General features: G+C 63.8%; 26 protein-coding genes. 15 read left to right on the top strand and 11 right to left on the bottom strand.

Going from position 1 to position 24,279, the window contains the following annotated elements; translation table 11 throughout:
* Nucleotides 1-24: 24 nt before the first annotated feature.
* Nucleotides 25-1,572, top strand: coding sequence for a carboxylesterase/lipase family protein (locus tag ACO055_RS09610; RefSeq protein WP_037557617.1), 1,548 nt, complete (start codon nucleotides 25-27; stop codon nucleotides 1,570-1,572).
* Between the two features lie 59 nt (nucleotides 1,573-1,631).
* Nucleotides 1,632-2,870 carry a serine hydrolase domain-containing protein gene (locus ACO055_RS09605; protein ID WP_422062359.1) on the top strand — a complete coding sequence of 413 codons (1,239 nt, stop codon included), beginning with the start codon at nucleotides 1,632-1,634 and terminating at the stop codon, nucleotides 2,868-2,870.
* A 389-nt stretch (nucleotides 2,871-3,259) separates the two neighbouring features.
* Here ACO055_RS09605 and ACO055_RS09600 read toward each other — a convergent pair whose 3' ends face one another.
* On the bottom strand, nucleotides 3,260-3,673 hold the full coding sequence (locus ACO055_RS09600; protein ID WP_037557619.1) for a hotdog fold thioesterase: 414 nt from the start codon (nucleotides 3,671-3,673) through the stop codon (nucleotides 3,260-3,262).
* Entirely contained in the window at nucleotides 3,670-4,545 is an 876-nt protein-coding gene (locus ACO055_RS09595) for an alpha/beta fold hydrolase (RefSeq protein ID WP_037557620.1), read from the bottom strand. Before ACO055_RS09595 ends, ACO055_RS09600 begins: the two co-directional genes overlap by 4 nt.
* Nucleotides 4,546-4,589: 44 nt before the next feature.
* Between ACO055_RS09595 and ACO055_RS09590 the strand changes: the two genes are divergently transcribed.
* From ACO055_RS09590 to ACO055_RS09565, 6 genes are all read left to right on the top strand, one after another.
* Nucleotides 4,590-4,889: a MarR family winged helix-turn-helix transcriptional regulator gene (locus ACO055_RS09590; RefSeq protein ID WP_037557621.1), complete on the top strand. Its 300-nt coding sequence runs from the start codon at nucleotides 4,590-4,592 to the stop codon at nucleotides 4,887-4,889.
* A complete protein-coding gene (locus tag ACO055_RS09585) occupies nucleotides 4,886-5,113 on the top strand; it encodes a hypothetical protein (protein ID WP_293646752.1) in 228 nt (75 codons plus the stop codon). The genes ACO055_RS09590 and ACO055_RS09585 overlap by 4 nt, the downstream gene beginning before the upstream one ends.
* Before the next feature lie 165 nt (nucleotides 5,114-5,278).
* Complete coding sequence (locus tag ACO055_RS09580; protein WP_422062358.1) at nucleotides 5,279-5,716, top strand: UbiX family flavin prenyltransferase; 438 nt, start codon at nucleotides 5,279-5,281, stop codon at nucleotides 5,714-5,716.
* On the top strand, nucleotides 5,716-6,288 hold the full coding sequence (locus ACO055_RS09575; protein ID WP_052182497.1) for a hypothetical protein: 573 nt from the start codon (nucleotides 5,716-5,718) through the stop codon (nucleotides 6,286-6,288). The genes ACO055_RS09580 and ACO055_RS09575 overlap by 1 nt, the downstream gene beginning before the upstream one ends.
* Complete coding sequence (locus ACO055_RS09570; protein WP_037557655.1) at nucleotides 6,285-7,838, top strand: FAD-binding oxidoreductase; 1,554 nt, start codon at nucleotides 6,285-6,287, stop codon at nucleotides 7,836-7,838. Before ACO055_RS09575 ends, ACO055_RS09570 begins: the two co-directional genes overlap by 4 nt.
* 33 nt (nucleotides 7,839-7,871) lie before the next feature.
* Nucleotides 7,872-8,309, top strand: coding sequence for an aldehyde dehydrogenase family protein (locus tag ACO055_RS09565; protein WP_422062357.1), 438 nt, complete (start codon nucleotides 7,872-7,874; stop codon nucleotides 8,307-8,309).
* A 30-nt stretch (nucleotides 8,310-8,339) separates the two neighbouring features.
* Here the strand turns inward: ACO055_RS09565 and ACO055_RS09560 are convergent.
* From ACO055_RS09560 to lnt, 7 genes are all read right to left on the bottom strand, one after another.
* Nucleotides 8,340-9,595, bottom strand: a protein-coding gene (locus ACO055_RS09560) for an IS3 family transposase (RefSeq protein WP_422062356.1) whose coding sequence is annotated in 2 segments (ribosomal slippage) — nucleotides 8,340-9,245 and nucleotides 9,248-9,595 — 1,254 coding nt in all. Because the reading frame shifts where the segments join, the coding sequence is not laid out codon by codon here.
* A 39-nt stretch (nucleotides 9,596-9,634) separates the two neighbouring features.
* The gene (locus ACO055_RS09555; protein ID WP_422062355.1) at nucleotides 9,635-10,279 is read right to left on the bottom strand and encodes a GntR family transcriptional regulator; all 645 of its coding nucleotides are present in this window, start codon (nucleotides 10,277-10,279) and stop codon (nucleotides 9,635-9,637) included.
* 191 nt (nucleotides 10,280-10,470) lie between these two features.
* Complete coding sequence (locus ACO055_RS09550) at nucleotides 10,471-11,784, bottom strand: tyrosine-type recombinase/integrase (protein ID WP_231729164.1); 1,314 nt, start codon at nucleotides 11,782-11,784, stop codon at nucleotides 10,471-10,473.
* Between the two features lie 45 nt (nucleotides 11,785-11,829).
* A complete protein-coding gene (gene trmB / locus ACO055_RS09545) occupies nucleotides 11,830-12,543 on the bottom strand; it encodes a tRNA (guanine(46)-N(7))-methyltransferase TrmB (RefSeq protein ID WP_422062354.1) in 714 nt (237 codons plus the stop codon).
* Between the two features lie 42 nt (nucleotides 12,544-12,585).
* Nucleotides 12,586-13,845 carry a threonine synthase gene (locus tag ACO055_RS09540; protein ID WP_422062353.1) on the bottom strand — a complete coding sequence of 420 codons (1,260 nt, stop codon included), beginning with the start codon at nucleotides 13,843-13,845 and terminating at the stop codon, nucleotides 12,586-12,588.
* Nucleotides 13,842-15,065: a methionine adenosyltransferase gene (metK, locus tag ACO055_RS09535; RefSeq protein ID WP_422062352.1), complete on the bottom strand. Its 1,224-nt coding sequence runs from the start codon at nucleotides 15,063-15,065 to the stop codon at nucleotides 13,842-13,844. Before metK ends, ACO055_RS09540 begins: the two co-directional genes overlap by 4 nt.
* A 52-nt stretch (nucleotides 15,066-15,117) precedes the next feature.
* Nucleotides 15,118-16,692, bottom strand: coding sequence for an apolipoprotein N-acyltransferase (gene lnt / locus ACO055_RS09530; protein ID WP_422062351.1), 1,575 nt, complete (start codon nucleotides 16,690-16,692; stop codon nucleotides 15,118-15,120).
* 102 nt (nucleotides 16,693-16,794) lie between these two features.
* On the opposite strand from lnt, the gene ACO055_RS09525 reads away from it, so the two are divergent.
* A complete protein-coding gene (locus ACO055_RS09525) occupies nucleotides 16,795-17,544 on the top strand; it encodes a hypothetical protein (RefSeq protein ID WP_422062350.1) in 750 nt (249 codons plus the stop codon).
* Nucleotides 17,545-17,560: 16 nt separating this feature from the next.
* Here ACO055_RS09525 and ACO055_RS09520 read toward each other — a convergent pair whose 3' ends face one another.
* Both ACO055_RS09520 and ACO055_RS09515 read right to left on the bottom strand, forming a co-directional pair.
* Nucleotides 17,561-17,965, bottom strand: a complete 405-nt coding sequence (locus ACO055_RS09520) for a DUF2141 domain-containing protein (protein WP_422062349.1) — start codon at nucleotides 17,963-17,965, stop codon at nucleotides 17,561-17,563.
* Complete coding sequence (locus tag ACO055_RS09515; RefSeq protein WP_422062348.1) at nucleotides 17,916-18,662, bottom strand: sterol desaturase family protein; 747 nt, start codon at nucleotides 18,660-18,662, stop codon at nucleotides 17,916-17,918. The genes ACO055_RS09520 and ACO055_RS09515 overlap by 50 nt, the downstream gene beginning before the upstream one ends.
* 46 nt (nucleotides 18,663-18,708) lie before the next feature.
* Between ACO055_RS09515 and crtY the strand changes: the two genes are divergently transcribed.
* From crtY to ACO055_RS09485, 6 genes are all read left to right on the top strand, one after another.
* Nucleotides 18,709-19,866: a lycopene beta-cyclase CrtY gene (crtY, locus tag ACO055_RS09510; protein WP_422062347.1), complete on the top strand. Its 1,158-nt coding sequence runs from the start codon at nucleotides 18,709-18,711 to the stop codon at nucleotides 19,864-19,866.
* A complete protein-coding gene (locus tag ACO055_RS09505) occupies nucleotides 19,863-21,335 on the top strand; it encodes a phytoene desaturase (protein ID WP_422062346.1) in 1,473 nt (490 codons plus the stop codon). The genes crtY and ACO055_RS09505 overlap by 4 nt, the downstream gene beginning before the upstream one ends.
* A gap of 127 nt (nucleotides 21,336-21,462) precedes the next feature.
* Nucleotides 21,463-22,044 (top strand): TIGR00730 family Rossman fold protein, encoded by a 582-nt coding sequence (locus ACO055_RS09500; RefSeq protein WP_422062345.1) that lies wholly within the window; start codon nucleotides 21,463-21,465, stop codon nucleotides 22,042-22,044.
* 13 nt (nucleotides 22,045-22,057) lie between these two features.
* Nucleotides 22,058-23,032: a phytoene/squalene synthase family protein gene (locus tag ACO055_RS09495; protein ID WP_422062344.1), complete on the top strand. Its 975-nt coding sequence runs from the start codon at nucleotides 22,058-22,060 to the stop codon at nucleotides 23,030-23,032.
* Nucleotides 23,029-23,604: a nicotinamide riboside transporter PnuC gene (gene pnuC / locus ACO055_RS09490; protein ID WP_422062343.1), complete on the top strand. Its 576-nt coding sequence runs from the start codon at nucleotides 23,029-23,031 to the stop codon at nucleotides 23,602-23,604. Before ACO055_RS09495 ends, pnuC begins: the two co-directional genes overlap by 4 nt.
* Nucleotides 23,601-24,119 carry an AAA family ATPase gene (locus tag ACO055_RS09485; protein ID WP_422062342.1) on the top strand — a complete coding sequence of 173 codons (519 nt, stop codon included), beginning with the start codon at nucleotides 23,601-23,603 and terminating at the stop codon, nucleotides 24,117-24,119. Before pnuC ends, ACO055_RS09485 begins: the two co-directional genes overlap by 4 nt.
* Nucleotides 24,120-24,279 lie beyond the last annotated feature (160 nt).

Genomic DNA, 24,279 nt, shown 5'->3' with positions numbered 1-24,279 from the left:
AGCCGAGACGAAAGGGACGGCGAAATGCGGCAATGGGTCATGGCAGCATGTGCTGGAGCCGCGACGCTGCTCGCTTCAGCATCCGCCGCGGCGGCGGTTGCCCCTCCGCAAGCGACGCTGGCGCAGGGGCGACTAACGGGCGCTGCAGAGGCAGGAGTCGAGCGTTTTTTCGATATTCCCTTCGCTGCGCCTCCCGTAGGCGCGCTCCGCTGGCGCGCGCCGCAGGCTCCGCCGCGCTGGGCGGGTATTCGCAATGCCGCGAAGTTCGGACCCGCTTGCCCGCAGATGGTGCGGCCTGCGCTCGTCGCCGGTGGAGTAGCGGATGATCAATCCGAAGACTGCCTACAGCTCAATATCTGGCGCCCGGCCGGCGCGCGGAAACTTCCCGTCATGGTCTGGATCCATGGCGGTGCGCATGTCATCGGGTCGGGTACGTTCCCGGCTTTCGACGGTACAGCCTTCGCAAGGCAAGGGGTCATTCTTGTCACGATCAACTACCGGCTCGGCGCACTCGGCTATTTTGCCCACCCGGCTCTGAGCGCAGCCAAGCCGCGTCGCGAGGCGCTCGCCAATTATGGCCTCATGGACCAGATGGCCGCCCTTCGCTGGGTCCAGAAAAATATCGCAGCCTTTGGTGGCGATCCGGGGAAGGTCACTTTGTTCGGCGAGTCCGCGGGGGCAATCGGCGTGACGACGATCCTCGCCCACTCCGAAGCCAAGGGCCTGTTCGCGCGCGCCATCGTACAGTCGGGCGTCGGCCTACTCGACCCGCGCCCGCTTATCGAGCAGGAAGCGCTAGGCACGGCATTGGCGGCTCGCGCCGGCGCGCCGCCTTCGGCGACGATCGACGCGCTCCGGGCGCTTTCGGCCGACGCGCTCGTCGCGGCCGGCGATGTCCGGACGCCGGGCGCGATGGTCGGCCCCATTCTCGACGGCGAGCTGGTGCGCGAAGCGCCATGGCGCGTTTTTGCGCGCAGTGAGCCGATCGACGTGCCGCTCCTCGTCGGCGCTAACAGCAACGAAGCCAGCGTAATCCTCGCCATGGGCGTGCCGCCGGCGGCCGCGCTCACCTATCTCGGGCCCGACCAGGCGGCGGGCCGCGCCGCCTATGGCACCGGGCTCGCCGATGACGAACTGGCCCGCCAAATACTGGGCGACGCCTGGTTCGTCGCACCGTCGCGATGGCTCGCGGCGCGGACGTCCGCCGGCGCGCCGTCCTACCTCTATCATTTCGACTATGTTGCAGCAGCGCGCCGCGATCGGGCGAAGGGCGCCGGGCATGGCTCCGAAATTCCCTATATTTTCGGGACGCTGGGCTATTTCGCTTCGCTCGCCGGCCCCGTCGACGACGAGGATCGCCGCTTCGGCGAAGGCGTGTCCGCCTGCTGGGTCGCTTTCGCGAAGAATGGCGTACCCGACTGCGCGCTGGTGCCTGACTGGCCCCGGTACCAGCCGACTGACGACCGTCTCGCACATCTCGCGCCCCGGTCAGCCGTCGTCGCCGGTTTTCGCAAGGCGCAACTCGACCACCTGCTGAAAATCCATTTCGCGGCAGGCCAACCCAGGCCTTAGCCCGCTCGGCCAAACAGGCCCACCGTTTCGAAACGTGCAACGAAGCTGGGAGAGATAAAATGTCTGGACGACGGAAATCGATATGGCTTGCCGCCGGCGCCGCATTGGTCGGCGTAGCGGTTTTTGCGGCGCAAAGTGGCTTCGGGAGCAGCGACGGCGGCGAAACGCGTCCGATGGTCCAACTGCCACCCGCGCCGTCCGCCGCCAAGGCGACGGCATCCGCTGCGTCGGCGCTCGCGACCGCAAGCCTCACATCGACCGTCGGCGGTTACACCTATGACTGGACAGCGCTGAAGGCCGCGATCGTCGCTGACACCGAAGTCGCTAGTGGCTATTTCATTGTCGGGAACGCGTCCGATCCCACTTATCTTTTCGAATTCGACAAGGGCAGTTTTGGCATCGACCGGGTGACACCGCTCGCCTCGGCTTCCAAATGGTTTGCTGGCGCGCTCGGCATGCGCATGGTGCAGGCGGGCATTGCCACGCTCGACGATCCGATGCGGCCACCACTCGCCTTCTGGACGACGAGCGGAACGAAGAAGGATGTCAAACTCAAGCATACGCTGTCGATGACATCGGGCTTTAATGCGAGCCCGCTCGTCGGCGGCTGCCAGCTTCTCCCGACTTTTGGTCTCTATAACTGCGCCAAGAGCATCCACGACCTGCGCTACGACATCCTGCGCCCGGGCAATGCGCCTGGTGCTCAATATAGCTACGGTCCTCACGGCATTCAGGTCGCAGGGGCGTATTTGGAGGCCAAGGATACAAGCATAGAACCAGGAACGTCGCCAGCACGCGAGCGGAACTTCCACGAACTGTTTGCGCAGCACGTCACCATCCCGCTCGGGATGTCAAGCACCACGTGGTACGATCCCCACCCCCCCGCGACCGTCCCAACCAATCCGTGGGTGGCCGGCGGCGCCTTCTCCACGCCGCGCGACTATGCGAAACTGCTGCGCGCGTTCCTCGGCGGCAGCTTCATCACCAACATGACGGCCTTCACGCAGCCGCGCACGATCGGACTGCCGCGTGTTTTCGTTCCGGCGAGCACAGTGAACTGGGAATATGCGCTCGGCTCCTTCGTCGAATGCGACACGCCCTCGGCGTGCGCGACGTCGAAGATCAACTCTTCGCCCGGCGCCTATGGCTGGACCGGCTGGATCGATCGCGAGACCGGCTATTATGCCCTGATCGCGACCGAAATATCGAGCGGAGGCGACCGCAAGGGCGTCGAGCTTGAGCAGGTCATGCAGGATCTGATCGAGGATGCGATTGCGAACCGCACTCCGGCGCCCTGACCTGATCGGCAAAACTTCGCCTATGGTGCCTGGGCCAGGCCGCGCCGTGAGGTAGCGGTCTGGCTCAACGGAGGGGGCTGGACACCGCGTGGTTGTGCTGACAGCCGGCTTTCGAAGGGCATGAAGGACCGCTTTCTCGATCATGGAGCGGTTCAATACGAACGCGAGTAGAGCAAGTAGAACCGAAGGCGGACCATCTCGCCCTGCGCATCTTGCTCGAGCGTTCGGCGCGACGCATGACAGCGCCAAACGCGGTGCCGCAACTATGCCCTAAGACTTAGTTCCGCTCGATAACTCGCCGCAGCCGATCAGCGATGATCAAAAGGTCGCCGAGGCAGGACCGCACCAGCACGATGGCTGCGAGAAGTGCCACGACTCTTGCGCGATGGTCAGGCGACGTAAGCACCTCTACCACTCGCTATCAAGGTTCCGTCTGCAGACACAATCCGCGTCCCGGCTATGCTTATCTGCCGACCCAGTTTGACCGGCCTGCCGATCGCCCGCATCAGCCCTGGCAAGGCCGGTCGGTGAAAATCGACGTGCAAGTTTGCCGTAGCCCGCGCAGACCCTCCCATGGCAATGACCGTGTAAAGGCCGGTAAGATCGATCAGCGCCGATAAAATGCCACCATGCGCTGCGCCGACCGTCGGATTTGAGATTATTTCGTCTCGCCAGGGCATTGAGATCACCAACTCGTCGGTGCCGACCTCGGCGATCCTGAGCCCGAGCCAGCGGTGGAAAGGCGCAAGCAACAGCAGCTCCCCCAGTTCCTCAAGCCCAGGGGCGACCCGTGGGGCGTTCATGACTTCATCTCCATTTCATGGGTGCTGAGCAAAAACTCCACAATTGACTTGCCAAACGCGTCATTCTCGTCGCCCACCACCATATGGGTCGCATTCGCGATGTCGCTATATGCCATATGCGGGACCAATCTTCGGAAATGCTTGACGGCTTCCAGCGAAACTAGGTCGCTCGACCCACCGCGGATCAGATGCACAGGCAAGGCTAAACTGGCAGCGGCGGCGCTCAGTTCGCTGCGGCCATTGTCGCTTGAGACACCGCCTTGCCGCGTAACTCCTTCGATGAAGGTCGGGTCCCAATGCCAATAGAAGCGCCCATCGTCCTTGCGGCGCAGATAGTGGGCGAGCCCAGGCGAGGCCTTCCGGCTAGGCCGATGGGGCAGATAGTCGGAAATGACCTCAGCGGCCTCCTCCACCGACGCAAACCCTTCGCGCGCATGGGCCGCCATGAAACCGACCACGCGGGCAACGCCGCTCGGTTCCATCTGCGGCGTGACGTCGACCAAGGTAAGCGATCCAAAACTCCCCGGTGCGCGGTTTCCCTCCGCAATGATCCCAGCCAGCCCCCCAAGCGATGCGCCGATCATCGCCGGCTTTCTTCGCATCGCCGCAGCGATCTCAACGAGATCGGCCGCGAAATCGGAAATGTCATAAGCCCCATCACTGGCCCAAGCGCTCTCGCCGTGCCCGCGCATATCGACGGCGATCGTCCGAAAACCGTGGCTCGCGAGTTGACGGGTCACCGACTTCCACGCCCGGCGGGTCTGGCCGCCGCCGTGCGCCAAAATCACCGGAAAGCCCAGTTCCGGTCCATCGATCGACGCCGCGATTGCATGGCCCGCTTTTCCCGCAAGCGTGATCGTCCGATCATACATTCAGGCATCATACTGTATCATATCTTACAGTAAAGCATGTTCATATGCCGATAGTGGCTTTACAGTTTCAGCCGATGGTCGACTTTCGCAGCACCAGCGATGCTTCTCTCGGGAAAAGTCTTCTGACGGACTCAGACGAGTTTGTCTTTGTCATCGAAGAAGTGCCACGCAAACTTCGCCGCTTGTTCGACGCCTCAATGGCGCGCTTCGGATTGACCCGAACCCAGTGGCGCGCGCTCGTCTATATTTATCGGACCCCGGGCATTACCCAGACCGATCTCGCCAAATGCTCGAACTGGAGCGTGCCAGCGTTGGCCATGTTGTCGACCAGCTGGAAAGAATGACGCTCGCGGAACGGCGCGCTGCCAAGGGCGACCGGCGCGTCTGGGAGCTTCATCTCTTACCCCGAGCGATCGAAATCCTGCCCCAGCTGCGCGCCGAAGCCGACATGATCTACGCGCGGCTGCTCCATATGATTTCACCGAGTGAAATACGCGCGGTCCGCGCATTGCTGACGAAAATGTCAGGCAATCTCGAAAGCGGATCGGAAGACATGCCTCCTCGATAGAAGCATTGAAAGATTTGAAATGGCCGACGCCATTCATCGTCAGCAAGCCGATTTCCCCAATTGGCGCCGCTCGCGTTTGCGGCGGCGCACCGCCGCCGTTCTGCCCCCTCTGCACCAAATCGCCAGCACTGACGACTAACGAATTGCGAATATGGCGGCAGGGACGTGGTTCATAACATACGGAATGTCGGCGCCAGTATCGCGAGCGGATCGTTTCTCTGTGACGGCATGATTGTCGCGCCCTGCTCCATGCGCACCCTTGCGGCGATCGCCAATGGGCTCTCCGACAATCTGATCACCCGAGCTGCCGACGTCATGCTCAAGGAGCGTCGTCCATTAACGCTCATGGTGCGAGAGACGCCCCTGAACCTTGCCCATCTTCGAAACATGGCAGCCTGTACCGAAATGGGGGCGATAATTTTCCCACCCGTCCCGGCGTTCTACGCTCGGCCATCGTCGATCGACGAAATCGTCGACCATAGCTGCATCCGGGTCCTCGACCAGTTCGGCATCCATCGGGCCGCCGATCGCCGATGGACCGGACTGAAGGGCGCAGAAGTGATGCCTCTGGCGCAGGCGGATAAATCGGAAAGGACAATTTGATGGCGGCAGTGCTGATGCGCCGGGAGCTATTGGGCGCCGGGGTTTTTTGCGCGGGTCTGGTTGGAGCCTCCCGCTTCCGGTCAGGAAGTGCGGCGGACGAAGAGGCCGTTCTCGTCGTCAGCCAGCCAAGGGTTGAGGAAAGCGAGCGTTTTGCCGCGTCCCTCATATCGTCTTCGAAAAAGTCTCTCGCGCTGGATGTCGGAAGCGGGCTGGATGAGTTGCTTGGCGACTGGCCCCGCGGCGCGCAGGTGATTGCAGGCCTGACCTCCGACCCCGCTGCAATGATTGCGGCCCAGTTGCTCATCGAGAGTGGAGCGGAGCCTTTGCTTCGATGGGAACATTCCTATGAGGCGGGCCGCTGGACACACCGCATCGGCGCCGCCCCCGGCTTGGGCGCGCTCCCGCAATATACTTGGCCCGCCGTCGTTGCGCAGAAAGTTCGCGATGAGCTGGACGGCCACAAATCATCACCGCGCCGGGCCGCGTGCATTTCGGGGGAATGTGCACTCGCCTCGAATAGCCCCGGCCTACTTGTGACCTGGGCCTTTCGGCTTGCCGGAGAAACGCGGTGAGGCCGCCGCTGCCCGAGGGAATTGCGGCGGCCGACTTTTCACGGGCCCTCGATGAACTCGCAGGCGTCGTCGGCAAAACCTGGGTTTTCGTCGACGAGCTTCCGCTGTCGACTTACCGCGACGCGTATTCGCCGCTTGCCGATGGCACTCTGCTTCCTTCTGCCGCCGTCGCTCCGGAAAGCGTCGAACAGGTGCAGCGGATCCTTGCCATCGCCAACAGCTTCCGATTGCCGATCTGGACCATCGGGACTGGACGGAACTTCGCATATGGCGGGCCGGCACCCCGCAAATCCGGATATCTTGTCCTCGATCTGAAACGGATGAACCGGATCATCGAAGTCAACGAAAAATATGGATATGCGCTGGTCGAGCCGGGCGTTTCCTACATGCAGCTTTATCGCCACCTGCAGCGGATCGGCAGCAAATTGTGGATCGATCCGGCAGCGCCCGCCTGGGGCGGCGTCATGGGGAACGCGCTCGAGCATGGCGCCGGCTACACGCCCTATGGCGATCACTTCATTATGCAATGCGGGATGGAAGTTGTGCTTGCCGATGGCCAGGTCGTTCGCACGGGCCAGGGAGGCATCTCTAACAGCAAGCATTGGCAGATCAGCAAACATGGGCTCGGACCGCAGTTCGATGGCATGTTCACCCAGTCGAATTTCGGCGTCGTCACCAAACTCGGCATCTGGCTGATGCCGGAGCCGCCCGGTTACAAGCCGTTCATGATCACCTTTCCACGCGAAGAGGATCTCGAGCAGATTTTCGAGATCACGCGCCCGCTCAAGGTGAATCAGGTGATCCCTAACGCAGCGGTCGCGGTCGACCTATTGTGGGAGGCCTCGGCGAAGACCACGCGGCGACATTATTATGACGGCAAGGGGCCGCTCCCGCCGTCGATCCGGACGAAGATCGCCGCGGACCTCAATCTCGGGATGTGGAATTATTACGGCGCCCTCTACGGACCACCGCCCATGATCGAGAATAATTGGAAATTGATCGAGGAGGCATTCAGCAACATTCCGGGCGCCAAGTTCCACTTCGCGCGCGAGAATGATCCTGCGTGGGATTATCGCGTTAAGCTCATGCGCGGCGAACCCAATATGACCGAGTTCAGCATCATGAACTGGATCGGCGGAGGGGGACACGTCAACTTTTCCCCGATTTCCGCGCCCGACGGGGCGGAAGCCTTGGCTCAATATAATCTGATCAAGAAACGCTGCCACGAATTCGGCTTCGACTACATCGGGGAGTTTCTGGTCGGCTGGCGGGACATGCATCACATTTTGATGATCATGTACAATCGGGCCGATGAAACGATGCGCAAGAGCGCCCACGATCTCTTCAGTCTCCTGGTGGATGAGGCCGCGGCGGCGGGGTTCGGCGAATATCGTACTCATCTCGCCTTCATGGACCAGATTGCTGGAACCTATCGTTACAACGACGGGGCGCTTTGGGATCTCCATCACCGCCTGAAGGACGCTCTCGATCCCAACGGCATTCTTTCGCCCGGAAAGCAGGGCATATGGCCGAAGTCGGCGCGTCCCTGATGCCACGCGACCCACGCTCCCAGGAGATTCATGATGCGTAAGGACGAAGTGAGGGGGCTTGACCACTGGATCGGCGGGTCACCGGTTGCCCCTGGCGACGGCGCTTATTTCGAAAGCCTGAACCCGATTGACGACAGTCTCTATTCCCGGGCGGCTGCCGGGACTCCGGCCGACGTCGATCGAGCAGTTGAGGCGGCCGACACGGCCTATCGCCGGAACCGCGACCTTTCCGCAGCCGCGCGCGAGGGATGGATGATAAAGGCTTCGGCTCTCATGGAGCGTGACGCATCGCAATTTGCCGACACGCTCGTTGATGAAATCGGCTCGCCGATCGCAAAGGCCGGTTTCGAGACCCGGTTCGCCACGAGCTTCTTGCGCGCGGCCGCAGGCGTTCCCCGGCGCATTCGCGGCGAGACTATTCCATCCGTGTCCGTCGTCAGAACATTTGGTACAACTCGCGGCGTAAATTAGCGGAGTGCGGGCCTCGTCCTGGGGTTGATATTAAGCGGCGATCTTGCGGTGCAGCAAGCGCCGATGTTCGATGGTCTTCCGCTTGATCCTTTCGCGCTGTTTGATGATGGCATCGGCCCTGCCGAAGTAGGCGTCGGCGGGCGTCACGTTGTTCAGGCTCTCGTGGTAACGTCGGTGGTTATAATGCTCGACGAACGCTTCGATCTGGGCCTCAAGGTCACCGGGCAGGAAGTAATTTTCGAGCAGGATGCGATTCTTGAGGGTCTGATGCCAGCGCTCGATCTTGCCCTGAGTCTGGGGATGCACCGTTGCGCTGTCGCAACCCGAGGCCTCGAGCGCGAGGTCCAGCGTGTCGGTGACATCCTCGGCCCGCATGTTGGTGCACAGCTTCCAGGCGATGATGTAGCGCGAGAAGTCGTCGAGCACGGTCGACAGGTACATCCAGCCCCACCCGATGATCTTGAAGTAGGTGAAGTCGGTCTGCCACATTTCGTTCACCCGCGTGGTCTTGGTGTGGAACTGATCGGCGGCCTTGATCACGATATAGGCCGGGCTGGTGATCAGATCATGGGCCTTCAACAGCCGGTAAACCGTGGCTTCCGACACGAAGTAGCGCTTCTCGTCGGTGAAGCGCACCGCCAGTTCGCGCGGTGACAGTTCGCTGTAATCCAGCGCCATCTCGACGATCTGGTCCTGGATATCATCGCCGATGCGGTTCCACACACGGCTCGGCGCCGATGGTCTATCTTCCAGCGCCTCCGGCCCGCCTTCGAGGAAGCGATCATACCAGCGGTAGAACGTCCGGCGGGCAATGCCCAGTTGGTCCAGCGTGTGCCTGGTCGGCAGGTGCGACTGTTCGACGATCCGGATGATCTCGAGCTTCTCGGATGCCGGATACCTCATTCGTCGTCGCCCCCATCCGCGATCATGCTTTTTTTGAGCAGGCGGTTTTCCAAGGTCAGGTCGGCAACGCATTCCTTCAGGGCTCGGGCCTCGCGGCGCAGGTCATGCACTTCGCCGGTGGTCGCAGCGCGGGCTGTGTCTCCGGCGAGGCGCCGCTTGCCGGCCTCCATGAACTCCTTCGACCAGGTGTAATACAGGCTCTGGGCGATCCCTTCCTTGCGGCACAGCTCGGCAATGCTGTCCTCGCCGCGCAAGCCTTCCAGCACGATCCGGATCTTGTCTTCGGCCGAGAAGTGCCGACGTGTCGCACGCCGGATGTCCTTCACCACCCGCTCCGCGGGAGCCTTGGGCGGCGATTTTTTTAAGGAGGATTTGGGCTTCATCTTCGTTCCTTCGTCACTACGACGAAGCCCAAATCCTCCTTAAATCACAACCTCAAATCTGTGCCATTGGCCCTGACGGCGGACACCGATGTGTGATTCTGCCAGCCCGCGCGCGCGGGCAGGAGATTTGGAAGCGATCGCCTCAATGATTTCATCATGTTCACGTGCGGTATCGGCCATGAAATGATTGAAACCACCGGCTTGGTTGATGAAGAAATCAGACATGTCAAAATTGCTGTTCTGCCGCGCGTCGAGAAAGGGCGACTGAGCCATATCGTGGATGAGCTGATGGAAGGCACGGTTGAGTTCGCAATAAATTACCGCGCTGCGCGGCTCGTCAAAGTCGATCGTGAGAATACGTGCTTGCAGCGCGCGCAAATCGCGCGTTTGCGAATCGGTCCGACGCGCTGCCGCCAGTTCCGTCAGCAGTCCCTCGAGCCTTTCAAACATGATATAGAAATCTGCGATCTGGTCATAGCTTGGATTTATCACCTCGCAACCGACCTGCGGAATTATGCGAACAAATCCTTCCGAACTCAAACGGTTGAGCGCGGCCATGATCGGCTGGCGGCTCGCTCCGGTATCGCTCACAAGATCCTTGACCGACAGCCGCTGGCCAAAATTATATTGCGCGCCAACCATTCGGCTAACGAGAAGATCGTAAATTTCATCCTTCTTGTTCACTCGAATTGTCTCCAACTTTGGCGCTGCTACGCACGCCGCGAATATCCCCCTTGATTCAGCAAGAACGCAAGAGTCAGTCGTTGGCGAACGGATCCGGCTGCAAGAGCTGTTCGCAACGGAAATCGACAGATTCACTCTGCATATTTTGTTCGGCGCAATCGATCGTGGACAGCAAGTCTTTTTATAAGCGCTTACCATGCGCGATCACGCGCCATATTCGCCAAACGAATGATCGCCGCCAGATGATCGTTCCAACTCTTCATTGCTTCGCGCTTCTCGTCCTTCCAGTCGTGGCGCTGGTAGATACCGGCGACGCCCGCGCGGGAACCTCCGACGTGATTGAGCACAGCTTCGGTCACTTCAAATCGAACGCCTAGCCGTTGAAACCCGGTTGCAAGAGTTCGTCTCAAGTCATGCAGTCGCCAGTCCGGTAACGGTTCGCGGCCGTCTTGCGACATAAGCAGGTCGAGCTTGATCTTGCCTTTGCTATATCCGGTGAACCTTCCGCCCCTGGAGGTCGTGAACATCCTGCCGCTACGCGGCCAGATAGCCGACCCGGCAACCTCGTCGAGGATCGCAACTGCAAGTTCGTTGAGCGGAATTCGGTTGGGCTCGCCATTCTTTGCCCGTTCGCCGGGCAGGGTCCATAGGAGATCTTTACGGTTGAGTTCCTCCCAACGCAGCGACGAAACCTCCTCTCGTCGCTGACCGGTGACGATCAGAAGGCGGATGATGGGTCCGAAACAGGAATGCGTGTTTGGCGCCGCCATCCAGATGCGGCCAAGCTCCTCGTCTGAAAGCCAGCGATCGCGAGGTTTGACCGGGGGCGGGGTTTCCATGCCTTCCATCGGACTCCGATCGATATCTCCCCGGCTGACGGCCCAGCGCAAAAGGCGGCGCAAAACAGCGAAGACGTTACGGATATTTGCGATCTGCGCGCGCGGCATGCGGTCGAAGACGGCAACGATGTCGATTCGCGTAAGATTGGGAAGGGGCTTTGATCCCAAGACCGGCTTTACATGCAGCTCGAGGCTGCGCTTGACGAGGCGCCTCCAGCCTTCTCCAACGCAGGCCTCAGCGAAGCGATCAGAGTAATTATCGAAGGCTAGATCGACCGACTCTCGCCGTCGTTGCCGCTCTGCTTCGCCTGGATCGATTCCCTGGGCGATCAGAATAGCCAGTCGCTCCGCTTCGGCTCTGGCGGTGGCTGGCGTCCATGGCGAGCCATGGCTGCCTATCGTGTAGCGACGCGTCTTAGATTCGCGACCGCCCATTCGGAATTGCAACACGTAAGACACGGCGCCAGCTTTGGTTCGCTTTGCGCCAAAACCCTTTATGCTATCATCCCAAAGAATGTCATGTTGCCCGCTCGAAATGAGAGCATCGACCGACCGTTTTGTGATCTTTCCGCTTGCCATAAATTGGTCTCCCAATACGGCGTTTCCAGCAATCACCCGGCAATCACCGTGGCGGAAATTGCCGCGTAATTGGGGAAAAGATAGCATAGGGAGTGGCTATAAAAAACTAGCCTTTTCAACCCTATAGCACTCCTATATACGCCTCCAGCGAAAATACCAGACCTCGTGACCTTGCGCCCGCGCCTTGGCTTCATAGCGCGTTTCGGGCCAGCCGCCGGGACGGACCAGGAAATCCTGGGCGTCCTTCGCCAGCCATTCGAACTGATGGCGGTGGCGGCGCATCACCATCAGTGCGTGCGCCAGATAGACCGGATGGTCGGTGCCGAAGCGGAACTCGCCGCCTGTTTTCAGCTTCGCCGCGATCAGATCGACCGGGCCGTCGTTCATCATCCGCCGCTTGGCGTGGCGCGCCTTCGGCCAGGGATCGGGATGGAGGAGATAGGCAAAGCTCAGCGCCCCGTCGGGAACGCGGCGCAGCACCTCCAGCGCATCGCCATGATGGATGCGGACATTGCCGATCGGCAGGCGTTCGCCATGATCGCCGCCGACATGGACCAGCGCCTGCGCGACGCCGTTCAGGAACGGCTCGGCGCCGATAAAGCCATGATCGGGAAGCATATCGGCGCGTCCCGCCATATGCTCGCCGCCGCCAAAGCCGATCTCGAAATGCAGCGGACGTGCATCGCCGAACAGCCGATCCGCAGTCACCTCGCCATCGACCGGAACTGCGATCTGGGGGAGCAAAGTATCGACCAGATCCTGCTGGCCGGCGCGCAAGGGTTTGCCCTTGGAGCGGCCATAAAGGCGGTTGATCGTCGTGGGGTCGCCGGGCTTGTACGCAGTCATGCCGCGCGCCCTAGCGCCGCGACTGCCGGGCGGCAAGCGCGGTCAGAGCGTGGTGAAGTCGATCGCGGCGTGTCGGTCGAGCGTCTGCGACGCGTCGGGCAGCGGATATTTGAGGCCGGTGGCGCAGTTGAACAGCAGCGCGGTCTCGTCGCCGCCGACCCAGCCTTCGCTGCGCGCCTGTCGCCAGGCCGCGAGTGTCGCGCCGCCTTCGGGACAGAGCAGCAGGCCATCGCTACGCGCCGCATCGTCGACGGCGCGGGCGATCGCCGCGTCGCTCACCGCGACCGCGCGGCCGTTCGATTCGCGCACTGCGTCGAGGATCAGGAAATCGCCGACCGCTTGCGGAACGCGGATGCCCGCCGCGATGGTGTGCGCATCTTCCCAGCGTGTTGCATGACGCTCGCCCGCTTGCCACGCGCGCACCATCGGCGCGCAGCCGTCGGCCTGCACCGCGATCATCCGCGGCCGTTTCGCGCCGATCCAGCCCAGCGCCTGCATTTCGGCAAAGGCCTTCCACATTCCGATCAGGCCGGTGCCGCCGCCGGTGGGATAGAAGATGACGTCGGGCAGGTCCCAGCCGAACTGTTCGGCCAGTTCCAGCCCCATCGTCTTCTTGCCCTCGATCCGATACGGTTCCTTCAAGGTCGACAGGTCGAACCAGCCGTTTGCCGCCGCGCCTTCGCGCACCAGCTTGCCGCAATCGTCGATCAGCCCGTTGACGCGATAGACGCGCGCACCCTGCGCCGCGATCTCGCGCACATTGATCTCGGGCGTGTCGTCGGGGCAAAAGATGATGGCCTCGATCCCCGCCTGCGTCGCATAGGCGGCCGCCGCGGCGCCGGCATTGCCGTTGGTCGGCATCGCGATACTGGTGACGCCCAGCTCCTTCGCCATGCTGATCGCCATCACCAGCCCGCGCGCCTTGAACGATCCGGTCGGCAGGCGGCCTTCGTCCTTGACGAGCAGGCTGCCGCGCGCGGCGCCCGCGGCTGCTGCAACCTTGTCGAGCGCGATGACCGGCGTGTCGGTTTCGCCGAGGCTGATGATGTTGCGGGTCTGCCGGACGGGCAGCAGTTCGCGCCAGCGCCACAGGTCGCGCGGGCGCGCGGCGAGCGTCGCCTGGTCGAGCGCCGCCCCGACGCCCGCCAGATCATAGCGGACGAGCAGCGGGCGCCCGGCGTTCGACAGGCCGTGCAGCGTGTCGGCGCCATAGCGTTCGCCAGTCAGCCCGCACTCGAGATGCGTGACGAAGGTCGGCCGCTCCGTCGTCAGATTGGCATGGAGCGGCAGCGACGCGCTCAATTCGCCAGCGCCGCCTTCAGTCGGTCGACCAGGTCGGTGCGCTCCCACGGAAAGCTGTCGCCTTCCGCCGTGCGGCCGAAATGGCCGTAAGCCGCGGTCTGCTTGTAGATCGGCTTGTTGAGTCCGAGGTGCGTGCGGATGCCTTTCGGCGTCAGGCGCACGAGCTGCGGGATCACCGCCTCGATCTTGCCTTCGTCGACGGTGCCGGTGCCGTGCAGGTCGACATAGATCGACAGCGGCTCGGCCACGCCGATCGCATAGCTCAGCTGGATCGTGCAGCGGCGGGCGAGGCCCGCGGCGACGATATTCTTGGCGAGGTAACGTGTGACATAGGCCGCCGAACGGTCGACCTTGGTCGGGTCCTTGCCGCTGAAGGCGCCGCCGCCGTGCGGGCTCGCGCCGCCATAGGTGTCGACGATGATCTTGCGGCCGGTCAGGCCGGCGTCGCCGTCGGGGCCGCCGATCTCGAAGCAACCCGTGGGGTTGATGTGATAGACGGTGTTGGCGGTCAGAAGCTCGGCCGGCAGCACGTCGGCGATGACGCCGAGGACATATTTGCGCAGCTCGTTATACTTCGCCTCGTCGCCGTCGCCGTTATGCCAGAAATAATCCTTGGCATGCTGGGTCGACACGACGATCGCGGTCGCCTCGACCGGGCGCTCGTTGGCATAGCGCAGCGTGACCTGGCTCTTGGCGTCGGGCTCGAGGAAGGGCGCGGTGCCGGCCTTGCGGTCGGCGGCCATCCGCTCGAGGATCTTGTGGCTGTAATCGAGCGTCGCGGGCATCAGGTCGGGGGTCTCGTCCGAAGCATAACCAAACATGATGCCCTGGTCGCCTGCGCCCTCATCCTTGTTTTCACCGGCGTCGACGCCCTGCGCGATGTGCGCCGACTGCGGATGCAGGTTATTCTCGAAGCGGAAGGTCTTCCAGTGGAAGCCCGATTGTTCATACCCGATCTCGCGCACGGTGTTGCGCACCGCGGCTTCGACTTCCTCGGGAACACCGGGGGCCCAATTGCCGTCCTCGTCCATGATGCCCTTGCCGCGGATTTCGCCTGCCAGGACGACAAGCTGCGTCGTCGTCAGCGTTTCGCATGCGACGCGCGCCTCGGGGTCCTTCGACAGGAACAGATCGACGATCGAATCGGAAATCTGGTCGGCGACCTTGTCGGGATGACCTTCGGAAACGCTTTCGGACGTGAAAAGGAAGCTGTTGCGCATGGGGGCCTTCTTTTGGGATCGAATATAAAGGAAGCTTTATGTGTTGGTGCTGTTAGCGTCCGCGCTGCCGAAACGCAATGGCCAGCACGAGCAGCAGCAGCGCAAACCCGACCGGCAGAATGTTGCCATAGCGCGCAAACAGCGTCGGCGCGTGCGCCTGTGGAACGACGGTGTCGATCCGTCCGGCCACGTGCATCGGCAGCGACGCGAGAATCCGCCCGTCGGCGTCGATGATCGCGCTGATCCCCGTCGGGGTCGCGCGGATGACGGGCAGGCCTTCCTCGATCGCGCGCAGCCGCGCCTGCGCCAGATGCTGCGGCGGGCCCCAGCCGCCGAACCAGGCGTCGTTCGAGGGGTTGAAGATGAAGTCGGGGCGATGATCGCTGTCGACCACCTGCCCCGAAAAGATGATCTCGTAACAGATTTGCAGCCCCGCCTTGCCGAACCGGCCGAGGTCGAGCGTGTGCGGCCCGCGGCCGGGCCAGAAGTCGATGTCGCCGGGCGCGAGCCGCGACAGGCCGATCGCCGACAGGATCGGCCGCATCGGCAGATATTCGCCATAGGGGACGAGGTGCGATTTGTCGTACCGCGGGCCCAGGCTGCCGTCGGCATGCACGGTCATCACCGCGTTGCGCGCGCCGACGACGTCGCCGGTCTGGTCGAGTTCCAGTTTCAGCGCGCCGAGCAGCATCAGGTCGCGGGGGTTCATCAACGCGATCAGCCGTGCACGCGCCTCGGCGGGCGAGCGGTCGTAATAGGGCGCCGGATAGCCCGTCTCGAGATAATCGGGCACCGCGGCTTCGGGCCACAGGATCAGGCGCGGCGCATCGTTTTTGGGCGCGGTCAGCCGCGCGAGCTTGGCGAAATTGGCGTCGGCCTTGCTGCCCTCCCACTTGTCCTGCTGCCCGACGTTGGGCTGGACGACGGTGATCGGAATGGGCGCGGCTTTCATGCCCGGGCCGGCCCCGGTGAGCAGCGCCGCGACGATCGCGATCTTGACCGGAATGCCGACCAGGCCGGCGTCGCGCCACCGGCGCTGGAGGAAGAGCAACGTCGCTGCGCTTGCGACGACGAGCAGCCCCGATTGCCCATAGGTGCCGATCCAGTGTGCGGGCTCGGCAAAGGCGGGACCGATCGCCGCAAGCGGGTTCCATGCAAAACCCGTGAAAACCCAGCTTCGCAGCCATTCGGTCAGGATCCACAGCGAACCGAAGGCCAGGAGGAAGGATATGGTCAGGCCCGTTTCCGCGCCCGTGCCGCCCCAGCGGCGCACCATCCAGGCCCCCCAGGCGGCCAGCGCCGGATAGACGGCAAGATAGAGCGCCAACAGCAGGACCGCGATCCAGCCGAGCCAGGCAGGCATCGCCGCCTGATAGGTGAAGGCGGTCGCGATCCAGTTCAGGCCGATCGTGAAATGCCCGACGCCGAACGCCCAGCCGACCCCGAAAGCCTGTCGTCCGCGGCCGCTCCGCGCGACGAGCGCCATCCAGCCCGCGAAGACCAGCAAGGTCAGCGGCCACAGGTGAAGCGGCGCGAAACCGGTTGCGGAGAACGCGCCGAGGACGAGCGCGGCGAGCTTCGGCCGGCGGTCGGCGAACGCGGCGATGCGGGAAGGGAAGGCGGTCACGGCGCTGCTTTAGCCGCGCTGCCCCGCGCCCACAATGGCGCTTGCCAAGCCTGTGCCATTTCCCCAGCATCGCGGCCGGGTCGCAGTGCGGGGGAGGCCGATATGTGGTGGATTTTGCTGGCGCTGATGGGCGGCGGTCAGGGCGACGCGCCCGATAGCGCGACGACGGCAGCGACGACGGTCGCTGAAGCGGCCGACGAGGCGATGGCGGCGGCGCAACTGGCCGCTCTGCCCGAGGTTCGCCAACATGAAGTCCGCTGCGCAACGATCGCAAGCGCGGTCATGTACGATGTCGGACGCGGCGTGTCGAAACGCAGCTATGGCCTGACGCCGGCGAAGGCCGAAACGCTCGCTGGCCGCCTGGCCGGGGCGATCATGGCGGAAACGGGCGCCAGCGACACCGAAGTGCGCGCGATGTATAAACAGGATTTCGAGGCGTTCACATATGCGCTGCTCGGCGACGGACAGGATCAGAAGACTGCCGAACGGACGGTCGCCGCCGCGATCGACGACTGCCAGCCGCTCTATGCGAGCATCGACGTGTCGAGTGGCGGCGACGGGGTGGTGACGGGTCTGGCGCAGGTTTCGGCCATAACGATGCCCGACACGCCGCAATGCTATGCGATCCTCACCCATATTTCGGTCGGCATCCCCGCCTTCAAGGACGAGGCGAAGGAGTTCGCGGCGATGAAAGCGCGCCTCGCGGCGCTGCATCGCAAGCAGGCCGGCGCGGCGACCGACGCCGATCTGGCGGCAGCGGTTGCGGCGTTCGACGGCGCGGCCTTCGACGCCTTGCCCGAAGAAGAGGCCGAACCCAAACTCGCCCAATGCTTCGGCCTCGCGGCCGAATGATCGGGGCGCCACCCGACTAAAGCATATATTTCATCTTGATCGACTGGCGCATGTCGCCCGTCACCGCAAAGCTCGCCGACTTGAAACTCGGCGGGCCGACGGTGATCGTCGGGTTGCGCGAAAAGCCGAAGCCTTCCTTGGGCAGGAAGATCGCGACGTCCATCTTGTTGTTGCTGTTCTCGTCGTGGACGACCGCGATCGCATAGGTGCCGTTCGCGGGCGCATGGATCAGGAAGTCGCCGGCGTCGGCCGCCTTCACGGCCATCCGCACCGATGCCTTGTCCTTGCTGCAATCGGGAAAGGCCTTGGGGTTCGTCGTCAGACAGACCAGGATCTGGCCTTTGGTGCTGCGCAGGCCGGTGATGCTGACTTCAACCGTCGGCGGCGCGCTGGTCGCGACCAGTAGCGGCAAAATGGCCAAGGCCGATATCCGTGCCGCACATCTTGTCCCAGAAGCGGAAATAGAGCCCATAATTCCCTCGGTAAGCGGCGTGATGTTGCTCGTGATGCGTCGCGGTTATCAGCCAGCGCCCCGCGGGTCCATGAACAAGCGCGCGCGGGAACATTTCCCAGCCCATATGATTGCCGACCCCCATCACCGTCATGATCGTCAGCACCAGCCCCAGCACCGCGGCATGGATCGGGATCAGGAAGACCAGCGCAGGGATGACGATGGCGCCGGTGATCGCCTCGACGGGGTGAAAGCTCATCGCCGCCCATGCGGTCGGCGGTCGGCTCTGGTGATGCACTGCATGCGCGACGCGAAACAGCGCGGGGCGGTGCATCCAGCGATGCGTCCAGTAAAACCATGTGTCGTGGATCAACAGATAGGCGAACAGACTGACCGGCAGATACCACAGCGGATAGGCGTCGATATCGGTGGTGATGCGCGTCCAGCCATGCTGTTGCCAGCCCCAGGCGACGATCCCGGCGGGAATGCCATAGATCGCCGCGCTGGCGAGGCTCCACCCGATCTCGCGCTTCATCTGTGGCTCCAGCCCGCGATACAGGCCCGGATGCTTGATCCGCGTCGCAAAGGCGAACGCGCCGCTACTGAGCAAATAGCGGACCCCGACGATCAACGTCATCGCGAGCGCAGAGAAAAGCACGGCAGCCATGTACGAAGCGATAGCGGCCCGGCGCCGCTGCGGCTAGGGCGAGAGCATGGCTGCGCCCGACAAGGATCATTGCGACATCGCTATCGTCGGCGGCGGGCTGGCCGGCGGGCTGGCGGCGCTGGCCCTTGCACGCCGCCGCCCCGACCTCGACCTCCGGCTGGTCGAGCCGGGTGCGGTGGGTGGCAACCATATCTGGTCCTTCTTTGATGAGGACATCGCGAGCGGCGACCGCTGGCTCGTCGAACCGCTGATCGCGTATCGTTGGGACGGTTACGACGTCGCCTTCCCCGCGTATGAGCGCGCGCTGCCGATGGCGTATAACAGCATCACGGGCGAAGCGCTGGCGGAGGCGGTTGCGGCCGTGCTGCCTGCCGGCCGGTTAATGGACAAAACGGCGATCCTGCTCGCGCCCCAATCGGTGGCCTTCGACGACGGGACGCGACTGGAGGCGCGGCACGTCGTCGACGCGCGCGGGATCGGCGACCTCGCAGGGATCGATTGCGGCTGGCAGAAATTCGTCGGGCAAGCGCTGCGCGTCGCGGGCGGGCACGGTCTGACGCAGCCCGTCGTGATGGACGCGACGGTCGAACAGCTCGGCGGCTATCGCTTTGTCTATTGCCTGCCTTTCGATGCCGAGACTGTGTTCGTCGAGGATACCTATTACAGCGACGATCCGGCGCTCGACGTCGCCGCGGTGCGCGATCGGATTGCCGCCTATGCGCGCGCGCGCGGCTGGACCGTCACCGAAATCGCCCGCGAGGAGACGGGCTGCCTGCCGGTCGTCATGGCGGGTGATTTCGACGCGGTGTGGCCCGCGACCGATCGCGTCGCGCGCATCGGCGTGCGCGGCGGGCGCTTTCATGCCACCACCGGATACTCGCTGCCCGACGCGGTGCGCGCGGCCTCGGCGCTCCCCGCGCTCGTCGACCAGCCTGACCTTGCGCGCGTGTTGCGCGATCAGGCCGCGGCGTCGTGGCGGCGCCAGCGCTTCTATCGCATGCTCGGCGCGATGCTGTTCCGCGCTGCCGAGCCTGAAGAACGGTATCGCATCTTCCAGCGCTTTTACCGGCTGTCGCCGGCACTGGTCGCGCGCTTCTATGCCGGGGCGTCGAGCGCGAAGGACAAACTGCGTATCCTGTCGGGCAAACCGCCCGTACCCGTCGGCCGCGCGATTGCGGCGCTTTCGAGATTGGACTGGACATGACACGCCGCGCCCTAGTGATCGGCGCCGGTTTCGGCGGCCTGGCCCTCGCGATCCGGCTGCAAGCGGCGGGGGTCGCGACAACCATCGTCGAGGCGCGCGACCAGCCCGGCGGGCGAGCGTACCATTGGGTCAAGGACGGTTTCACCTTCGACGCCGGTCCGACGGTGATCACGGACCCGCCGTGCCTCGAAGAGCTGTGGGCGCTCGGCGGACAGGATATGGCCGCCGACGTCGATCTGATGCCCGTGATGCCCTTTTACCGGCTGAACTGGCCCGACGGCACTGACTTCGACTATTCGAACGACGAAGCCGCGCTCCGCGCCGAAATCGAAAAGCTGCATCCCGCCGATGTCGACGGTTATGACCGGTTCCTCGATTACTCCCGCGGCGTGTACGAACAGGGCTATGTCAAGCTTGGCGCGGTCGCCTTTCTCGACTTCGCGTCGATGATCCGCGCCGCGCCCGCGCTGATGAAATATCAAGCCTGGCGCAGCGTCTATTCGGTCGTCTCCTCCTATGTGAAGGACGAGCGGCTGCGGCAGGCGCTTTCGTTCCACACGCTGCTGGTCGGCGGCAATCCGATGACGACGAGCGCGATCTATGCGCTGATCCACACGATCGAAAAGGACGGCGGCGTCTGGTTCTCGCGCGGCGGCACCAACCAGTTCGTCGCCGGGCTGGTGCGATTGTTCGAACGGCTCGGCGGTACGCTCCGCCTCGGCGATCCGGCGGTGAAGATCGAGACCACGGGCGACCGCGCGACCGGCGTCACGACGGCGAGCGGCTGGCACGGCGATGCCGACATGGTCGCGTGCAACGGCGATCTGATGCACAGCTACTCGGCCTTGCTCGCCGGTCACCCGCGCGGGGCAAAGGTCGCCAAGTCGCTGGCGCGCAAACGCTGGTCGCCCTCGCTGTTCGTCTTCCATTTCGGCGCAAAGGGCGAATATCCCGACATTGCGCACCACAGCATCCTCTTCGGCCCGCGCTACAAGGGGCTGCTCGACGATATTTACGGCGGCGTCGTCCCCGACGATTTCTCGCTCTATCTGCATCATCCCAGCATCACCGATCCGGGCATGGCGCCGCCGGGCCACTCGGCTTTTTATGCGCTCGCCCCCGTCGCGCATCTCGACAAGGCGAAGGTCGATTGGGACGGTGCGTTCGGCGACCGCTTTGCCGACGCGATCATCGACGAGGTCGAGCGCCGCGTCGCGCCGGGCCTGCGCGCCAATCTCGTCACGCGCTTCCACTATACGCCGTCCGATTTCGGGCGCGACCTGTCGGCGCATCTGGGCAGCGCGTTCAGCCTCGAACCCGTGCTGTGGCAAAGCGCCTGGTTCCGGGCCCACAACCGCGACGATGTGATCGACAATCTCTATTTCGTCGGCGCGGGGACCCATCCGGGCGCGGGTATTCCGGGCGTCGTCGGCAGCGCCAAGGCGACCGCGGCACTGATGCTGGAATAACAACAACCGTTCGCCCTAAGCTTGTCGAAGGGCCGTTCTTCCTTCAAAGGCAGCGACAGAAAGAAAGCGCTTCGACAAGCCCGGATCCGGTCCGGGGCCGAACGGATTTTGTGAAAGTTACCGAGCGATGAAACGCCTTGCCGTCTATTGCGGGTCCGCGACCCCCGAGGATCCGATCTATATCGAAACCGCACGCCATGTCGGGCGGACGCTGGCGCAGCGCGGGATCGGCGTCGTCTATGGCGGCGGCCGGCTCGGCCTGATGGGCGCCGTCGCCGACAGCGCGCTCGAAGCCGCCGGTGAAGTCATCGGGATCATCCCCGAGGCGCTCGTCGGCGCCGAGGTCGCGCACCGTGGCTGCACCGAACTCCATGTCGTCAGCGGCATGCACGAACGCAAGAAGATGTTCACCGACCTCTCCGACGGTTTTCTCACCATCCCCGGCGGCGTCGGGACGATGGACGAATTGTGGGAAGCGATCAGCTGGGCCCAGCTCGGCTATCACAGCAAACCTGTCGGGCTGCTCAACGCGGCGGGCTTTTACAACGAACTCATCGCCTTCAACCGCAAGATGGTCGACGTCGGCTTCATCCGCCCCGCACACGCCGGGATCATGATCGTCGACGCGGGGCTCGACGAGCTGCTCGACAAGATGGCGACCTATCAACCGCACCAGACGATTTTCGCGATGAAGGCCGAAAATCTGTAATGACCGCGGCGCCATGATGATCGAGGGGGCCTATGACGCCGATGCCCTCCATGGTTTCGCGCACGACAGCATCGCGCGCGGATCGAAAAGCTTTGCGCTCGCCAGCCGGCTGTTCGACCGGGTCACGCGCGAACGCGTCTGGTTGCTCTATGCCTGGTGCCGCGCCGCCGACGATCTGACCGATGGGCAGGATCATGGCGGCGCGATGTCGCAGGATCATGACCCCGCGGCAGCGCTTGCTCATATTCGGGCGCAGACTGACGCAGCTTTCGCGGGCCGCCCGACCGGCGAACCGGCCTTCGATGCGCTCGGCTTGCTGCTGACCCAGGTCGATATTCCGCGCCGCGTGATCGACGACATCGTCGCGGGGTTCGAACTCGACGCAAAGGATTGGCGCCCGCGCAGCGAGGCCGATCTGCTGCGCTATTCCTATCATGTCGCGGGCGCGGTCGGCGTCGCGATGGCGCTGGTGATGGGCGTTGCGCCCACCGACGACACGACGCTCGACCGCGCCGCCGACCTCGGCATTGCGTTCCAGCTCGCCAACATCGCGCGCGACGTGGCCGAGGATGCCGCAGCAGACCGCTGCTATCTGCCGATGGACTGGATGGTCGAACTCGACATTCCGCCGGGGCAGCATATGCACCCCGCCTTTCGCGGGCGGCTTTCTGTGATGGCGAAATGGCTCGCCGAAATGGCGGAGGAATATGAAGCGTCGGCGCGCTGGGGCGCGCGCAAACTGCCGCCGCGCAGCCGCTGGGCGGTGCTTGCCGCCGCAGGTATTTATGGCGACATCGCGCGCGAAGTACGCGCTCGCGGCGATCATGCCTGGGACCATCGCGCGGCCTCCGGCCGGGCGGCAAAGCTCGGCTGGGTCGCGCGCGCCGGATGGTCGGTGCTCCGCCGTCCGCCACAGCGGCGGATCAGCCGCGAGGGGCTGTGGACACGGCCCCGGGTCGATATGGCACCCGCGGGGGCTCCCGCATGAGCGAACTCGAATGGTTGGCGGCGGCTTTCGTCCTGACGAATGTTGCGCTCGTCGCGCTGCGCAGTGTGTGGAACTATCCCTTCGCGCTCGTCGCGGTGACGCTCTATGCGTTCGTGTTCTACGAAGCGAAGCTTTACAGCGACATGCTGCTTCAGGGCTTTTTCTTCGCGCTCAACCTCTATGGCTGGGTTGCCTGGATCGGCGCTCGTCAGGATAGCGGCATTCCGGTCGGCTGGATGACCCAGCGCGCGCGCTGGATCTGGGGCGCGGTGACCGCGGTGGCCTGGGTCGTGTGGAGCGCGGCGATGCACCGCTTCACCGATGCCGTCGCGCCGTGGATCGACGGCTCGATCGCGATGATCAGCATCACCGCGCAGTGGCTGCTCGCGCGGCGGCGCGTCGAAAGCTGGTGGCTGTGGATTCTCGTCGATGTGATCGCCGTCCCGCTGTTCGCGTGGCGCGGCCTTTATGCGACCAGCGCGGTCTATGTGTTGCTGCTCGGCCTGTCGATCGACGGGCTGATCCAGTGGCGCCGCGCCGCCGCCGCCAACGAAAACAGGGTATTCGCATGACTCGGCACATCTGCCTCCACGGCGCCGAAAGCACCGGCAAATCGACGCTCGCGCCGCGGCTCGCGTTCCGGCTCGGCGCGCTCGTCGTGCCCGAATATGGGCGCACCTATTGCGAGGCGAACGGCACCGACCTCGACGAGGTCGACCTGCTCGCGATCTTCGACGGCCATCTCGCCGCGACCCGGGCGGTGCTGGCGCAGAACCCCGAATGGCTGGTGTCGGACACCGACCCGCTGATGACGCAGGCATGGGCGATCATGCTGCTCGGCCGCCGCTTGCCGGAGATCGATCTGTGGGACGAACCCGCCGACCTGTATCTGGTCCCCGCGATGGACCTGCCGTGGCAGGAGGATGGCACGCGCCTGTTCGGCAGCGACCTTGCGCGGCGGCAGTTCATGGATCTGGCGATCGCCGAACTCGACCGGCGAAAGCTTCGCTGGGCCTGGGTCGAAGGCGACGGCAACGAACGGCTCGACAGCGCGCTGGCGGCGATTCAGGCGGCGGGGCTGGCCTGACGGGTTCGGTAGAGGGCGGCGTCGAGGTGGATGGCGGGGAGCGGGGAGCGGACGTCGCCGCCGTTCCCTTCGTCATCCCGGACTTGATCCGGGATCCATCGCTGCACCGACGTCATGGACCCCGGATCAAGTCCGGGATGACGGGTGCCGCGCGAAACCC

The organism is Sphingopyxis sp. (assembly GCF_965227415.1).
In the GTDB taxonomy this organism is placed as follows: Bacteria; Pseudomonadota; Alphaproteobacteria; order Sphingomonadales; family Sphingomonadaceae; genus Sphingopyxis.
The sequence above is the reverse complement of the archived record's forward strand: the minus strand, read 5'-3'. Positions and strand labels throughout refer to the sequence as shown.

What these genes read in the sequence shown, in the direction of transcription:
- ACO055_RS09610 (WP_037557617.1), top strand. Translation starts at nt 25, where the DNA reads ATGCGGCAATGGGTCATGGCAGCATGTGCTGGAGCCGCGACGCTGCTC.
- ACO055_RS09605 (WP_422062359.1), top strand. Translation starts at nt 1,632, where the DNA reads ATGTCTGGACGACGGAAATCGATATGGCTTGCCGCCGGCGCCGCATTG.
- ACO055_RS09600 (WP_037557619.1), bottom strand. Translation starts at nt 3,673, where the DNA reads ATGAACGCCCCACGGGTCGCCCCTGGGCTTGAGGAACTGGGGGAGCTG.
- ACO055_RS09595 (WP_037557620.1), bottom strand. Translation starts at nt 4,545, where the DNA reads ATGTATGATCGGACGATCACGCTTGCGGGAAAAGCGGGCCATGCAATC.
- ACO055_RS09590 (WP_037557621.1), top strand. Translation starts at nt 4,590, where the DNA reads ATGCCGATAGTGGCTTTACAGTTTCAGCCGATGGTCGACTTTCGCAGC.
- ACO055_RS09585 (WP_293646752.1), top strand. Translation starts at nt 4,886, where the DNA reads ATGACGCTCGCGGAACGGCGCGCTGCCAAGGGCGACCGGCGCGTCTGG.
- ACO055_RS09575 (WP_052182497.1), top strand. Translation starts at nt 5,716, where the DNA reads ATGGCGGCAGTGCTGATGCGCCGGGAGCTATTGGGCGCCGGGGTTTTT.
- ACO055_RS09565 (WP_422062357.1), top strand. Translation starts at nt 7,872, where the DNA reads ATGCGTAAGGACGAAGTGAGGGGGCTTGACCACTGGATCGGCGGGTCA.
- ACO055_RS09550 (WP_231729164.1), bottom strand. Translation starts at nt 11,784, where the DNA reads ATGCTATCTTTTCCCCAATTACGCGGCAATTTCCGCCACGGTGATTGC.
- trmB (WP_422062354.1), bottom strand. Translation starts at nt 12,543, where the DNA reads ATGACTGCGTACAAGCCCGGCGACCCCACGACGATCAACCGCCTTTAT.
- metK (WP_422062352.1), bottom strand. Translation starts at nt 15,065, where the DNA reads ATGCGCAACAGCTTCCTTTTCACGTCCGAAAGCGTTTCCGAAGGTCAT.
- ACO055_RS09525 (WP_422062350.1), top strand. Translation starts at nt 16,795, where the DNA reads ATGTGGTGGATTTTGCTGGCGCTGATGGGCGGCGGTCAGGGCGACGCG.
- ACO055_RS09515 (WP_422062348.1), bottom strand. Translation starts at nt 18,662, where the DNA reads ATGGCTGCCGTGCTTTTCTCTGCGCTCGCGATGACGTTGATCGTCGGG.
- crtY (WP_422062347.1), top strand. Translation starts at nt 18,709, where the DNA reads ATGGCTGCGCCCGACAAGGATCATTGCGACATCGCTATCGTCGGCGGC.
- ACO055_RS09505 (WP_422062346.1), top strand. Translation starts at nt 19,863, where the DNA reads ATGACACGCCGCGCCCTAGTGATCGGCGCCGGTTTCGGCGGCCTGGCC.
- ACO055_RS09500 (WP_422062345.1), top strand. Translation starts at nt 21,463, where the DNA reads ATGAAACGCCTTGCCGTCTATTGCGGGTCCGCGACCCCCGAGGATCCG.
- ACO055_RS09495 (WP_422062344.1), top strand. Translation starts at nt 22,058, where the DNA reads ATGATGATCGAGGGGGCCTATGACGCCGATGCCCTCCATGGTTTCGCG.
- pnuC (WP_422062343.1), top strand. Translation starts at nt 23,029, where the DNA reads ATGAGCGAACTCGAATGGTTGGCGGCGGCTTTCGTCCTGACGAATGTT.
- ACO055_RS09485 (WP_422062342.1), top strand. Translation starts at nt 23,601, where the DNA reads ATGACTCGGCACATCTGCCTCCACGGCGCCGAAAGCACCGGCAAATCG.